This window comes from Limnoglobus roseus (assembly GCF_008254045.1).
GTDB lineage: Bacteria > Planctomycetota > Planctomycetia > Gemmatales > Gemmataceae > Limnoglobus > Limnoglobus roseus.
Genome location: NZ_CP042425.1, coordinates 4,972,725 through 4,984,886 on the forward strand (window position 1 = coordinate 4,972,725; position 12,162 = coordinate 4,984,886).

Annotated in this window: 11 protein-coding genes; 4 read left to right on the plus strand and 7 right to left on the minus strand. The window is 65.5% G+C overall.

All coding sequences use genetic code 11. The annotated features are described in order from the left end of the window. Positions 1 to 63: 63 nt before the first annotated feature. Together PX52LOC_RS20760 and PX52LOC_RS20765 are read right to left on the minus strand one after the other, a co-directional pair. Positions 64 to 942: a hypothetical protein gene (locus PX52LOC_RS20760; RefSeq protein ID WP_149111891.1), complete on the minus strand. Its 879-nt coding sequence runs from the start codon at positions 940 to 942 to the stop codon at positions 64 to 66. An 84-nt stretch (positions 943 to 1,026) separates the two neighbouring features. Beyond that, positions 1,027 to 1,965 (minus strand): dihydrodipicolinate synthase family protein, encoded by a 939-nt coding sequence (locus PX52LOC_RS20765; protein ID WP_149111892.1) that lies wholly within the window; start codon positions 1,963 to 1,965, stop codon positions 1,027 to 1,029. 76 nt (positions 1,966 to 2,041) lie between these two features. Between PX52LOC_RS20765 and PX52LOC_RS20770 the strand changes: the two genes are divergently transcribed. Further along, the gene (locus tag PX52LOC_RS20770; RefSeq protein WP_149111893.1) at positions 2,042 to 2,479 is read left to right on the plus strand and encodes a hypothetical protein; all 438 of its coding nucleotides are present in this window, start codon (positions 2,042 to 2,044) and stop codon (positions 2,477 to 2,479) included. Between the two features lie 97 nt (positions 2,480 to 2,576). Next, positions 2,577 to 2,951 (plus strand): hypothetical protein, encoded by a 375-nt coding sequence (locus PX52LOC_RS20775; protein ID WP_149111894.1) that lies wholly within the window; start codon positions 2,577 to 2,579, stop codon positions 2,949 to 2,951. A 52-nt stretch (positions 2,952 to 3,003) separates the two neighbouring features. Here the strand turns inward: PX52LOC_RS20775 and PX52LOC_RS41990 are convergent, their stop codons facing one another. After that, positions 3,004 to 3,612, minus strand: a complete 609-nt coding sequence (locus PX52LOC_RS41990; protein WP_218575123.1) for a translation initiation factor — start codon at positions 3,610 to 3,612, stop codon at positions 3,004 to 3,006. Between the two features lie 9 nt (positions 3,613 to 3,621). Then, on the minus strand, positions 3,622 to 6,363 hold the full coding sequence (locus PX52LOC_RS20785) for a PSD1 and planctomycete cytochrome C domain-containing protein (protein ID WP_168219115.1): 2,742 nt from the start codon (positions 6,361 to 6,363) through the stop codon (positions 3,622 to 3,624). Between the two features lie 146 nt (positions 6,364 to 6,509). Between PX52LOC_RS20785 and PX52LOC_RS20790 the strand changes: the two genes are divergently transcribed. Beyond that, complete coding sequence (locus tag PX52LOC_RS20790) at positions 6,510 to 7,922, plus strand: di-heme oxidoredictase family protein (RefSeq protein ID WP_149111896.1); 1,413 nt, start codon at positions 6,510 to 6,512, stop codon at positions 7,920 to 7,922. A gap of 5 nt (positions 7,923 to 7,927) precedes the next feature. Here PX52LOC_RS20790 and PX52LOC_RS20795 read toward each other — a convergent pair whose 3' ends face one another. Beyond that, positions 7,928 to 8,491 carry a Uma2 family endonuclease gene (locus PX52LOC_RS20795; protein ID WP_149111897.1) on the minus strand — a complete coding sequence of 188 codons (564 nt, stop codon included), beginning with the start codon at positions 8,489 to 8,491 and terminating at the stop codon, positions 7,928 to 7,930. A 104-nt stretch (positions 8,492 to 8,595) separates the two neighbouring features. On the opposite strand from PX52LOC_RS20795, the gene PX52LOC_RS20800 reads away from it, so the two are divergent. Then, on the plus strand, positions 8,596 to 9,072 hold the full coding sequence (locus PX52LOC_RS20800; RefSeq protein WP_149111898.1) for a methylated-DNA--[protein]-cysteine S-methyltransferase: 477 nt from the start codon (positions 8,596 to 8,598) through the stop codon (positions 9,070 to 9,072). Here PX52LOC_RS20800 and PX52LOC_RS20805 read toward each other — a convergent pair. Continuing rightward, positions 9,069 to 10,202: a D-TA family PLP-dependent enzyme gene (locus tag PX52LOC_RS20805; RefSeq protein WP_246173426.1), complete on the minus strand. Its 1,134-nt coding sequence runs from the start codon at positions 10,200 to 10,202 to the stop codon at positions 9,069 to 9,071. The two genes, PX52LOC_RS20800 and PX52LOC_RS20805, sit on opposite strands and share 4 nt — an antisense overlap. Before the next feature lie 56 nt (positions 10,203 to 10,258). Continuing rightward, a complete protein-coding gene (locus PX52LOC_RS20810; protein WP_149111899.1) occupies positions 10,259 to 12,133 on the minus strand; it encodes an FG-GAP-like repeat-containing protein in 1,875 nt (624 codons plus the stop codon). Positions 12,134 to 12,162 lie beyond the last annotated feature (29 nt).

A 12,162-nucleotide genomic window follows, 5' to 3' on the forward strand; every position in this document is an offset into this window, starting at 1 on the left:
TTCGACAACGTCCCCGCCGTGGGCAACCGCGAAAGCCGAATTCCGCCCGGCCTGCCGTCGCGATTACTTCGCGAAGCAAGCCGGGTCGAGGGCGAGGGCCTTCTCGGCCAGGGCCTTTGCGTCCGCCAACTTCCCCTCGGCGACTGCCTTCTTGTAGTCGGCGACGAATTCGGTTGCGGGTGACAGTTCGACGACCTCGGCCGTGGCGATCAGGTACACTTGGTACTTCTCGTTCACAGGCTTCGCCTCTTTGAACAGGCGGTTCAGGTACGGCACCCGCGCCAGTGTTGGGGTCGGCTTTGTAGCAGCGGGGGCGGTGATCGTGCCCAGGTCGATGATGCGGCTGCGACCGGCCGGCAGGCTGAACATGCTCTTGTGCTTCCCCGTTTGCACGTCGGCCTTGTCGTAGAACTGCGTGAACGGAACCATTTCTCCGCCGTCGGTCGTGGGCGACAGGAGCGTGGTCACTGCCAACTGCGGCACGTTCGTGTTGACGACCGTGTGCTTGGCGTCCAGGTCGAACTCGACCGTCTTGCGGTCGGCGGTCACGTCCGCTTTGACCTTCACGATCGTGCCGTCGTGGACGACTTCGCTCTTCGGATCGCCTTTCGTGTCCAGGCCGGTGATGACGGTCCGCTCAGCCCCGGCCTTCATCTCGCCGGGCCGGCCGCTGAGCAATGTCAGCTTCGGGAAGGTCGTCACCGTCGCGTTGCGGTACGACTCCAGGGCCTTCAGCACGTCCGGCAGGTCTATCTTGCCAGCGGGCAAGTCGCTCGACAGTAGGGCACTATTGCTAAACAACTTGACGAAGCTCGGCGTTTCGGACCATTGAACCGTGATGACGCGGAACGTCACTGCGGCTCCGGGCACGGTGGCCGGGGCTTGGGCCGTGGCGACGGTCGCGGCTGCAAAGAGGACGACGAGTGAGCGAACGGCGTGCATCCTTGCACCTCGATTCGAGGAAGAGGAGAGGGACGGCCAAGCATAGCGACTCGTGCGGCCGCGCCAAGGGAGAAGTGCTCTCGCCTAAACCCCCAGCATATCCCCAATTCCCGCCAGCACGGCTCGATCGCTGTCCGGTCGCGTCGGCGACTGCGGGTGCGTGTCGTCGCAACTCAGCCAGCCGCGAAGCTTCAAGAACATCGCCGCCGAGTGCTTGTACGCCGGCACCGGGTTGCGGAACGCGAAGAAGCCGAGGTACTGCAGCACGTCGTTCAGTTCGTAAAACCGCGGGTCGCCGGCCAGCCAGTAGGCGTCTCGCTTCGCGAACAGGTCGGGGGCGAAGGTGCTGAGGCCGAGGAGGTAGTCGCTGCCGTACATCACCATGTCCACGGCCAAGTCGTTGCCCGTGAAGACCTTGAAGTCTGGCCGCACCTGATCGCGGAGGACGATCCGTTGCCATTCGAGTTCGCGGTTGAGCGAGGAATGCTTCGCCCCCAGACAGGCGTTCACCCCGAGCAGGCCGCGATAGACTTCGAGCGAATAAATCTTCCCGAACGGCGCGAACATCGTGCCGAGTTCGAAGCCGATGAACGGGCTGACCCGCCCGAGGGCGGCGTAGTTGGCGATGATACCGTCGTCCGACTGCCCGGTGAGTCCGTAACTCTGGAAGATGACCGGCGTGCCGCCGGTCGCCACGATCGGCTCCATCGCGCGGGCGTAGGCGTCACGATCGAACGCCGCCCCCGGTTGGTCTTTCACAAACGCCCCGGCCACGAACATCTTGCCGCCGAGTTCCGCCCGCGTGCGCTCCAGCACTTCCCGTTTCGTCGCGTCGTCGAGGAGGTTGCCGAAGCCGGTGTCCATGTTGACGGCGGGGGCCAAGCCCGCCGCGGCCGTGCGCTGAACGTGGGCCGTGAAGGCGGGCCAATCAATCGCGCCGTCGGCCTGGAAAGGCAGCAAAATGGCCGAGATGCCGGTGATCGCCCGGCGGGGCCGCACGAGTTGGAGAGGGTCAATCGTCATGGCTTCGCCTGGAATTTTTGTAAGAACGGCGGTAGAGTGTCGATATAGAGACGGGGAACGGTTCGGAGAGACTCTGGTGCGATTTGCCCTGGCGATCATTGCAGCACTCGCAAACGCGGCCGGCCCGTGGTTGTGCTGTTGCGCGATGTCCGTCATGGTGGGCACACCACTCCCCGCGAAAGCCGGGACGATCGCCCCGGTGAAGAAGTCGGCCCCGAAGTGCTCGCACTGTGAGGAGACCCCGGTCCCGGGTGGCGAGTTGAAATCGCAGCCGGCGAAGCCCGCTCCGGCCAAGCCGTGCCCGTGCAAGGAACGGCAAGTCTCGAACCCGACCACGGTTCAACCCGTTACCGAAACGGCCACAACGGCCGACGTGATTTCCCACGACTTCAACCTCGTTGTTGGGCCGGTGGAAATCGTTCTCAACCCCGAACCCGCGCCGTCGCAGGTCTTGGGGTGGCCGTTTATGACGACGGAAACTCGGCTCCACGTTCACCACGTCTTGCGCTGTTAACCTTCGTGTGATTGCCGGTCGTTCGTGTTTCATCGTGCGGGGTGTTCCCGTGCGAGTTCGAGAACTTCATTCATCAATCTCACAAGGAACTCAAGCAATGATTACGAAAATTCTGGCCTCTCTGGTGGCGGTGGTGGCTCTGGGCGTCGGAGGCTACACGTTCTACGCCGGGGCCGTCGGCTCGTCGGAAGGTGGCGGATGCTGCTCGAAGAAGGCCGCCTCGGCCGACGCCGATTGTTGTGCGACCAACGACGAATGCTGTGATACAGGCTCGTCGTGCTGCCTGAAGGACAAGGTGGCCGTGAAGACGACCACCGATTGCTGCGCCGCCGGGTTGGCGTGCTGCGACGTGAAGGCCGACTGCTGTGCCGAAGGCGTGAAGGCCACGGCGAAGGTCAAGGCGGCCGACTGCTGCTTCCCCGGCTCGCCGTGCTGCGACGGCGGGGACTGCTGCCCGACCGCGAAGAAGTAACTCGACGGGTGTAACTCGGAGCGGGGCGGCCAATCGGCCGCCCCGTTTTCGTTCAGCCTCCGGCCCGCTTGACCTTGTACCCCATCTTCTCCAACTCCGCGACAATGCGGTCACGGTGGTCGCCCTGAATCTCGATGCGGTCGTCCTTCACCGTGCCGCCGGTACCGCACTTTTGCTTCAAACTCGTCGCCAACTCCTGCATCGCTGCGGCCGTCAGGCCGAGTTCCCAGACCACGGTTACGCCCTTGCCTTTCCGCCCCGCTGTTTCGCGGCCGACTTTCGCGGTGCCGAGTTTCTTGGCGGCCGCCGGCGGTGGGGGCGGGGGCGGTGAGATTTCGCGGAAACCGCCGCCCATCAACTCGGCGGCGAGGATGTTCACGCGGTCGTCGATTTCCATTGTTGCGGGCCAGTACTCGATCCGCTCGGTCACGGTCGGGAACTGCGATTCCACGAGCGGCCGAAACTCCGACGGACAGACGCAAACGATGCGCGTGGCCGCCTCCATCTCAGCCGGCGTCGCATCGTCCATCGCGCGGGCGGTAGCCGTCCACGGTAGACCCATTTTGGCGACGATGGGTGCGAACAGTTTGACCGCGTACTCCGCCCGTTGCGGCGGGGACGAGTCGAGGACGACGAGCGATTTCTTCGGCTTCGGCGGCATGGTTGGCAGTCACTCGATGAAGAGGAATTCCTTCGCGTTGAACAGGGCGTGGGCCAACTCGGCCCACGCCCGCGGCTCGCCGAGCGATGTCGATTGCTCGCCGACGAACGCGACGGCGGCGGCCCGCTCGTCGGCGGTCACGGCCCGGCCAAAGGCTTCGCGGTACATGCGATCGACGCGCTCGGCCGGAGTTTGATTCGGTTGCTTCAAGGTTGTCTTCGCCCATCGCTCGGCCTCGGCCACGACGAACGGGTTGTTCAGCATCGAAAGCGCCTGAGCCGGCACGTTCGACACGCTACGGCGGCCGATGGCGGTGAACGGCGTCGGGTAGTCGAAGGCACTGAAGAACGGGTTGATGAAGTTCCGCCGCACTTGCAGGTACACACTGCGGCGGCCGTTGCCGTCGACGGGGCCGTGACCGCCGGGCTTGCCACGGCCGACCTCGAACTCGGTCAAGTGCGGCAGCACGCCGGGTCCGCCCATCGTCGGGTCGAGTCGGCCGGACACCGACAGCATCGCGTCGCGGATCGCCTCGGCTTCGAGCCGTTGCACGTTCGCCCGATGGAGGAGCTTGTTCAGCGGATCGACCGTCGCAGCCAATGCCGCCGTTGTCGGGTCTGGCGTCGCCGACTGCTGGTAGGTCGCGGTGAGTAACACTCGCCGGTGAAGGTTCTTGACGTTCCACCCATCGCGGATGAACTCGGCGGCGAGGGCGTCGAGCAGTTCCGGGTGCGTGGGCGGTTGGCCCTGCTTGCCGAAGTCGTCCGGCGACGCGACGAGGCCGACACCGAAGTGGTGCTGCCAGACGCGATTGACGAACACGCGGGCGACGAGCGGGTTCTTCATGTCCGTGAGCGATTCCGCGAGTTGCAGCCGTCCGCTGCCAGTAGAGGGGGACTTCGCATCCTTGCCCGCGAAGACTTCGAGGAACCGCCGTTCGACAGCCGGCCCCGGCGTCTTGTGGCCGCCTCGGATGAAGATGTTTTCGTTCAGCCCGTTGCCGTCGAACATCACCGGGGCACGCCGCGGCGGGGCCGCGAGCTTCGCTTCCAGTTGGGCGATGCGGGAATTGTCCTGCGGCACCGTCGGCGGCAGCGAACACGACTCGTTCGGCTCGTTCGTCGGCGGGTGCGAGTCGGCGAAGCGGACTTCTTTGATCGCGGCATAGCCGGGGCCATCGTCGAGGAGTTCGAGATACGCCGCCTGTCCCGGCCACATCGACAGGTCGAACGTCGCCCACAAAAAGCGGTCGCCGTGGTCGATGGTCCGCTTCAGGCCACCGTAGATCGGGTCTTGAATCAGTTGGAGGTTATTCAGGATCAACCGCAGTTGGGCCTTCTTCCCGGCGACCCGCACGGACAGGTACTTCGAGTCGATCTTGAACGTCGGCGACCGCAGTGCGCCGGTCAGGTTCGCCGACTCGCGACCGCTGTGCGGGTAAGCCTCCCCGGTGCGGAACGCCGGGCCGGTGGCGAACCAACGGTCCTGCCAGCCGGCGTGGAAGTCTTCGAAGAGCCGCGACTGTTTCTCCCACGCGGTCGGCTCGCCCTTCGGGAACGGCTCGGCCGGCGGTTGCGGGCGAAGGGCGGTCAGTTCTTTCAAGACCGCCTCTTTCTCGGCCGGGTCGTCGATGCTGCAGTGCGAATAGCGGGAACTGCCGAGGATGCCGTAGAGCGAGTAGTAGTCGGCCGTCGGAATCGGGTCGAACTTGTGGTCGTGGCACCGCGAACAACTGACCGTCAGGCCGAGGAAGGTTTTGCCGAACACGTCGATCTGGTTGTCGACGCGGTTGGCCTCGTCGAGCCGCACGTCCACCGGCGAGTGGACGCCCTCGCCGAGGTGCCAGAATCCGGTGGCAATCAGCGCCTCGTTCCACCGCTCCTTCGCGTTCCACCGGGGCGGCAGCAGATCGCCGGCCATTTGCTCTTGGACGAATCTGTCGTAGGGCAGGTTGTCGTTGAACGCGCGGATGACGTAATCGCGGTAGCGCCAGGCGTCGGGGATTTCGAAGTCGAACTCGTGGCCGCGCGTCTCGGCGTAGCGGGCCAGGTCGAGCCAGTGCCGGCCCCACCGCTCGCCGTATCGCGGGCTGGCGAGCAGGCGGTCCACGACTTCGGCGAAGGCGGCCTTCGGGTCGCGCGAGTATGCCTTCTGGAATGCCTCAATCTCCTCCGGCGACGGTGGCAGGCCGATCAGGTCAAACGTCACGCGACGCAGGAGTTTGCCCGGTTCGGCCGGCTTCGCGGGCGGGAGTTTCGCCTCGCTCAACTTCGCCCGGATGTAGTCGTCGATCGAGCGGCCATCGCCCAGCTTGATCGGCTGGAAGGACCAGTGCTTCGCCGCCAGGGCTTGCACATCGAACCCCTTCGGCCCGACCGCGACCGTGCCCTTGTCGTCCGGCCACGGCGCGTCGGCCTTCACCCACGCCGTCAGAATTGCGATCTCGGCCTCGGGTAACTTTCCACTCGGGGGCATCTTCATCTCGCCGTCGTACCGGACCACGTCGAGTAGTTTGCTCTTCTCGGGGTGCTGTTTGTCGAAGCTCGGCCCCGTGTCCCCGCCGGTCAGGAACCCGGTCTTCGTGGAAAGGTCGAGGCCGCCTTTCGTTTTCTCGCCGTTGTGACACTTCTGGCAGCGCGCGACCAGCAGGGGCCGCACCGTCTTTTCGAAATGCTCGGTGTCGATCTTCGGATCGGCGGCACGCCCGGCATTGGCTAGAACGAGAATCGCAAGGCAACTCAACCAGCGCATGAGGCGACCCCAGAAGCGGTCCGGCGGGAATAGAGCCATTATCGTCGCGGGGCGGAATCGTGCAAGCGATCTCCTGCTTGCAATGGCCGAAAGCCGGCGGTACGATGTTGCAACATTTCTCTCGATGGTTTGGCCCGGAGCTTCGCATGGCCCGCAAGACAGATAAACCGCGCACGTCGCTCAAAGACCAGCGGCGCTACTTCGGCATCTCACTTCTGGTGATCGTTGCCGCGGTGGTGTACTGGCAGCTCTTTTCGAACGGCCTGCCCGTGTGGTGGGGGCCGTCCGCATCGGCCGCCGAGAAACAGGCAGGCCGCGAACTGTTCGAACACGAGTGGGCCGCCAACGACCCGCTCGCCCACGGCGACGGGTTGGGACCAGTGTTCAACGCGAAGTCGTGCCTCTTCTGCCACTTCCAGGGCGGCGTCGGTGGTGGCGGTGAGATCGCCCACAACGCGACGCACTTCGAAATCCTGCCGCAACCGGGCAAGAACGAGTACCTCGTCGGCGTGCTGCACGATCAGGGTGTGACGTCCGAAGACCGTGAGTCGATGAAGAAGCTACGGCAGACGTATCCGATCACAACATTCCCGCCTCCCCCACCCCCGCCGCCTCCGCCCCCACCCCCGCCACCGGGGCAACATTGCGACTACGTCCCGCCGCCGAACGGGTACACCCCGCAGCAGCGGCCGCCGTTCGACCCGGTACGCACGCACACCGTGCAATCGACGGCCCTGTTCGGGGCCGGCTGGATCGACCGAATTTCATCGAAGGCCATCACCGCGAACTATCGTGACCGCAGTGCCAGCAATGCCATCGCGGAACTGAAGCTGGACTTCAACCGCGTGCCGGTTGGTCGGCTGCCACTGCTGGCCGACGGTCGAATCGGGAAGTTCGGCTGGAAGGGCAGCCACGCCACGCTCGAAGAATTCGTGGCCGGGGCCTGTGCGAACGAACTCGGCCTCGGCACGCCGTCTTGCTCCCAGGCGAAGCCGCTCCACAAGGCCGACGCGGCCGAGGTCAAGCCGGACTTGGACCGTAAGCAGTTCCGGTCGCTCCTGGCTTTCGTCGACACACTGCCCCGGCCGATTGAAATGTCGGACGCGACCGCGTCTCACGGCAAAGAGGTGTTCCACAACATTGGCTGTGTCCAGTGCCACGTGCCGAACATGGGCGGCGTGAAGGGCGTCTACACCGACTTCCTGCTCTACACGCTCGAAGAGCCCAGTGGGACTGGCGGGTTCTCTCAGTACGGCCCTGAACCGCCGCCGGAATCGGCCCGGCCGAAGCACGTCCCCGATCCGCAACAGTGGAAGACGCCGCCGCTCTGGGGCGTTGCCGATTCTGCCCCGTACCTGCACGACGGTTCCGCCGCCACCCTTGCCGATGCAATCCGTCACCACCAGGGCGAAGCGAAGAGCGTCACCGCGGCGTACCAGAAGTTGTCGGCCGCCGATCAGACGGCGCTAGTAAAGTTCCTGGAATCGCTAAAGGCTCCACCGGACGCGATCCCGGTGCCGACGAAGTCGGCGAAGGGGCAACGGGTGGCACAGAAGTGACGAGACTACTCGAAGAATCGCGCCACCGGCACGGCGAAGCCCGGCAGCACTTCGGGGAGCGTGAGTTCGTCGCCGTTGTGGAAGCGTTGCGGAAGTTCGTCAGGGTGGTAGATTGTGGCCGACGCCGTTTCGGGGTCCAGCACGAGGACCCGTACTACGCCAGCCGCGATGTACTCGGCCGACTTCAGCGTGATGGCGTTCCAGCAATCAGTCGATGACTTCACTTCGACAACTAGTTCGAGTGGTGGCGTCAGTGGTCCCGCTGGCGTTGGCTGGTCCGCGGGAAGTATCGCGTAACTGATGAAACAGACGTCCGCAGTGCGGACGCCATCCGGGTTGGTTCGCGTGCGGATGTACGTGTCGTTGCTCATCACACGGCCGAGCTTCTTCTCCTTGATGTGGTCGCCAATAAGGCTGGCGACGTTCCCGCAAACCTCGCCGCGGACGCCGCCGGTCATGGGAAGTTTCACGACAATCCCGTTCACAAGTTCGTATCCCGATTCGTCCCCGTATAGACGCAAGAATTCCACCGCGGCCATCCGGGGTGGGGCGGGCATGGTTGTGCTCATCGTAAGTCCTTCCTTCGGCCGATAGTTTACCCGGTCGGCCCGGCACACTCCACCCGAATCGGGCCGTGCGATATGATAATTTGAACACTGCTGGAGGGCCGACCGTGCTGACACTCACCAAGACCTACTACGACACCCTGTCCGGGCCGTTGGGTGATGTTCTCCTCACCTCTGACGGAGAGCACTTGACCGGCCTGTGGTTCGCCGCGGAACCCCCGGCGGATGCGGTTCGGGAGCGAGCCACCTTCAAGAGTTACGCCTCGCAGTTGCGGGCTTACCTCGCGGGGGAACTCCGGGCGTTCGACCTGCCGATGCGGCAAAGCGGCACCCCGTTTCAGGAACGGGTGTGGACCGAGTTGCAAGCCATCCCCTACGGCGAGACGATTTCCTACGCCGAACTCGCCCGGCGGATTGGGCAGCCGACGGCATCGCGGGCGGTCGGATCGGCGAACGGGCGGAACAACATTTCGATCGTCGTGCCGTGCCATCGCGTCATCGCGGCCGACGGAACGCTCGGTGGCTACGGTGGCGAATTGTGGCGGAAGGAATGGCTCCTGAAGCTCGAAGGCGTGAATTTTTAAACGGTCAGAAAGCGGTCGCGCGCGGTGACGGTCCACTTCCCGACGATGCGGTTGTTCTCGGCGACTAACGCCTCGCGGTGCAGGGCCACCGACGGGCAGACGTGCGACGGGATCGCGTACACGACGTCGCCCGGTTGGTACCTCGTCGCGTCGGCCTCGCTCGTTTCCACAACTAGGTGTTCCTCGCTGTGCGTGACGATCGTGTACTCGGGGAAGTCGAGCAGGTACACGCGCTTCGCCAGTGGCGGGTCGGCGGCGATCGACTTGTTGCCGAGATCGAACGTCACGCGGGTCGGCGTCGGGCGGCTAACGACGCGGGTGACGAACACGGCCGCCGGCGTCACACCGAGGTCCGGGAACTTCGAGCCGTAGCCGAGGTCGTGCAGCACGTAGGTGCCGGGCGAACATTCCAGGCCAGGGATGTCGCGAATCGCGGCGTATGCGGGGAAGGCGGGCGTGCCGCCGCAGACAATTCGCGGAACGGCGTGCCCCAAACGCTCGTGGTGCTCTCGCATCGCCAGCACCTTCGCCAGTGTCGCCCGCGCCGAGGCTTGCCGTTCGGCCAGTGATTCGGACGTATTGTGGCCGTCGTAAACATGGAAGCCGCCCGGCCGTGTGACCCGCGTGTGCGCGATGCGGGCGTACAGCTCGTCGGCGTCCGGCCCGAGCGGGATGCCGGTGCGGTTCATGCCGACGTTCAGGTCGATCAGCACGTCGTGCGTTTGGTCCGTTGCCGTCAACGCCTCGGCCAGTTGCGCGAGGTGGTTCGGGTGATCAACGAGCGACGAGAAAGCTGTCTTCGGGAACTTCGCGATCAGTTTCATCAGCCGCGGCACGTTCGGGCCGATCAGCGGGTAGGAAATCATCACGTCTGGTGCGCCGGCCGTCGCTAGCATCTCGGCTTCTGCAATGGTCGCGCACTTGTGCTTCGTCACCCCGGCGAGCAACTGCATCTGCACGATCTCGGCCGTCTTGTGTGTCTTGACGTGCGGCCGCAACCGCTCGGGACCGCCCGCGGCGGCGAGGGTCGCGCGGATGTTGTGGGCGATCAACTCTGGGTAGAAGACGAGGGCCGGGGAGAAGGCTTCCGCGACGTTGACGAGCGGGTACGCGGGGTGCAGCGCGTGCATGGCGGGGTCCGGTGAACGAGGGAACTCCGCTCTGTTGTATTGAGGAAGCCCGCCCGTCACCCGACGAAGACGCCGCCGCTGAAGCCGGGGTAGAAGTCGCCGTCAAACAAAGTGGAGGGGAAGGGGAGGCCGACCGCCGTGCCGTTGTAGACCGTCACGCGCGACCCGTCGCCCGACCCGGACCCGGTGATGAGGTCCGGCCGGCCGTCACCGTTCACGTCGTCGGTCGTCACCCGCACGCCGCCGCGGCCGCTCGTGTCGCCGGCGAAGAAGTTACTGAGCGTGCGGATGGAGTTCCGCAGTAGCGAACTCCCGTTGAGGATCAGCACCCGCGGCCCGCCGCCCGGCCCGCCGCCGGCCACGAGGTCGGCTTGGCCGTCGTTGTTGAAGTCGCCGGCCGCGAGGAAGACGCCGTTGCGGAGGGTTTGCTCGAACGCGAAGAAGTCGCCGAAGAGTTTCTGCCGTTGGGTCGTGCCGAGGGTCGTGCCGTCGTAGCCCGCGACGCGGGGGCCGCCGCCGAAGCCGGCCGCGACGAGAAGGTCGCCGTGGCCGTCGCCGTTCAGGTCGCCGACGGCCGCCCGGGCACCGCCGCGGAAGTTCGGGTCGTCGATGCCGAAGAAGTCGTCGATCAGGTTGAAGGTCGCCCCGTCGAAGACGCGAGCACGGGGGCCGCCCCCCTCGTCCGGCGTGATGACCAACTCCGGCACGCCGTCGCCGTTGATGTCGCCGACCGTGACGTACACGCCTCCGGTGAAGGCCGCCTCGAACGGGCTGATCGAGAACAGTTCTTTCTGCGTCTCGCCGCTGAAGATACGGACCTGTGTGGGCACGCCCGGCCCCGTGCCGACGACGACATCCTTCACGCCGTCCTTGTCGAAGTCGCCCGACGCCGTCCGTACGCCGCCGGTGGAGTCGCCGAACGGCGTGAGCGTCCAGACCGGCTCGCCGTTCGAGTTGACCGCGGAGACGGTCGAAGCGACCCCTTCCCCCGACCCGACGGCAAATCGGACGACGGCGTTGACCGTCGCGGGCGGTGGCGGGACCACCGGCGGCGCGGGCGGTGGGGGAGGTGGAGGCGGCGGCGGGGGAACAACCACAACGGGCGGCGGACTGACAGGCTCGGAGACTTGCCAGCCGATGTCGGCCAGAGCGGCGTAGTCGAGTGGGGTGATTTGGCGGATGACGCCGGCGGGGATGGACGGGACCATGATGGCGACTTGATCGCCGACGGTCACGCCCGACGCCCAGTGGCCGTCGTCGCCGGCGGCCATCGGCACGGCCTGCCCGTAGGCGGCGACCGCGTTCGGCCCGGTGAACGCCCCGTTCACGATGTACCGGTCGAAGGCGTAATCGCCGAGGCCGAACCCGATGACGTGGAGCATTTCGTGCCGGGCGACGCTGTCGAAGTCGAAGACGTTAAAGCCGGGGGCGTCGGTGGTGAAGTCCCACGGCGTCCCCGAGTCGAACGCGATGAACCCGCCCCACGGGGAGATGTCCGTCGGCGTGTTCCCGAGCGCCCCGGCCTGCCCGCGGGCTTTCACGTTGTTCAGCCACGTCCGCCCCCCTTCCGCCTGGTACGACCCGCCGGACGCCACGCCGAGTTCGGAGCTGCCGATGGGGCCGCCGGCGACGTAAACGATGATCTCGTTGGCGGCAACAGTCGGGTTGTTCAGCGTCACCGTCCGGTTCGTGATCGTGTTGAAGAACGACGCCTGCCAGGTGTTGCCGCCGGACGGCACGATCGCGGCAAGGGTGTCCTGCAAATGGCTGCCGACCTCCGCGGCGACCCGCTCGATGGCCACCCGCCGGTCCGGCGTGAAGAAGTTGTTCGTGTCGTAAGTGTAATCGACGCGGAGCGTGATGCTCGGCGTGGTGCGGTCTTCGAGTTCGACGACCGCCCACCTGTCTGATTGGTTACTGCGCTCGGACATTGAGAATTCCCGCTCGTCAGGAAGAAGGC

Bases quoted from the DNA above. Each gene is read 5' to 3' on its own strand.
- PX52LOC_RS20760 (WP_149111891.1), bottom strand. From the start codon at position 942: ATGCACGCCGTTCGCTCACTCGTCGTCCTCTTTGCAGCCGCGACCGTC.
- PX52LOC_RS20795 (WP_149111897.1), bottom strand. From the start codon at position 8,491: ATGAGCACAACCATGCCCGCCCCACCCCGGATGGCCGCGGTGGAATTC.
- PX52LOC_RS20775 (WP_149111894.1), top strand. From the start codon at position 2,577: ATGATTACGAAAATTCTGGCCTCTCTGGTGGCGGTGGTGGCTCTGGGC.
- PX52LOC_RS20805 (WP_246173426.1), bottom strand. From the start codon at position 10,202: ATGCACGCGCTGCACCCCGCGTACCCGCTCGTCAACGTCGCGGAAGCC.
- PX52LOC_RS20785 (WP_168219115.1), bottom strand. From the start codon at position 6,363: ATGCGCTGGTTGAGTTGCCTTGCGATTCTCGTTCTAGCCAATGCCGGG.
- PX52LOC_RS20810 (WP_149111899.1), bottom strand. From the start codon at position 12,133: ATGTCCGAGCGCAGTAACCAATCAGACAGGTGGGCGGTCGTCGAACTC.
- PX52LOC_RS20790 (WP_149111896.1), top strand. From the start codon at position 6,510: ATGGCCCGCAAGACAGATAAACCGCGCACGTCGCTCAAAGACCAGCGG.
- PX52LOC_RS20765 (WP_149111892.1), bottom strand. From the start codon at position 1,965: ATGACGATTGACCCTCTCCAACTCGTGCGGCCCCGCCGGGCGATCACC.
- PX52LOC_RS41990 (WP_218575123.1), bottom strand. From the start codon at position 3,612: ATGCCGCCGAAGCCGAAGAAATCGCTCGTCGTCCTCGACTCGTCCCCG.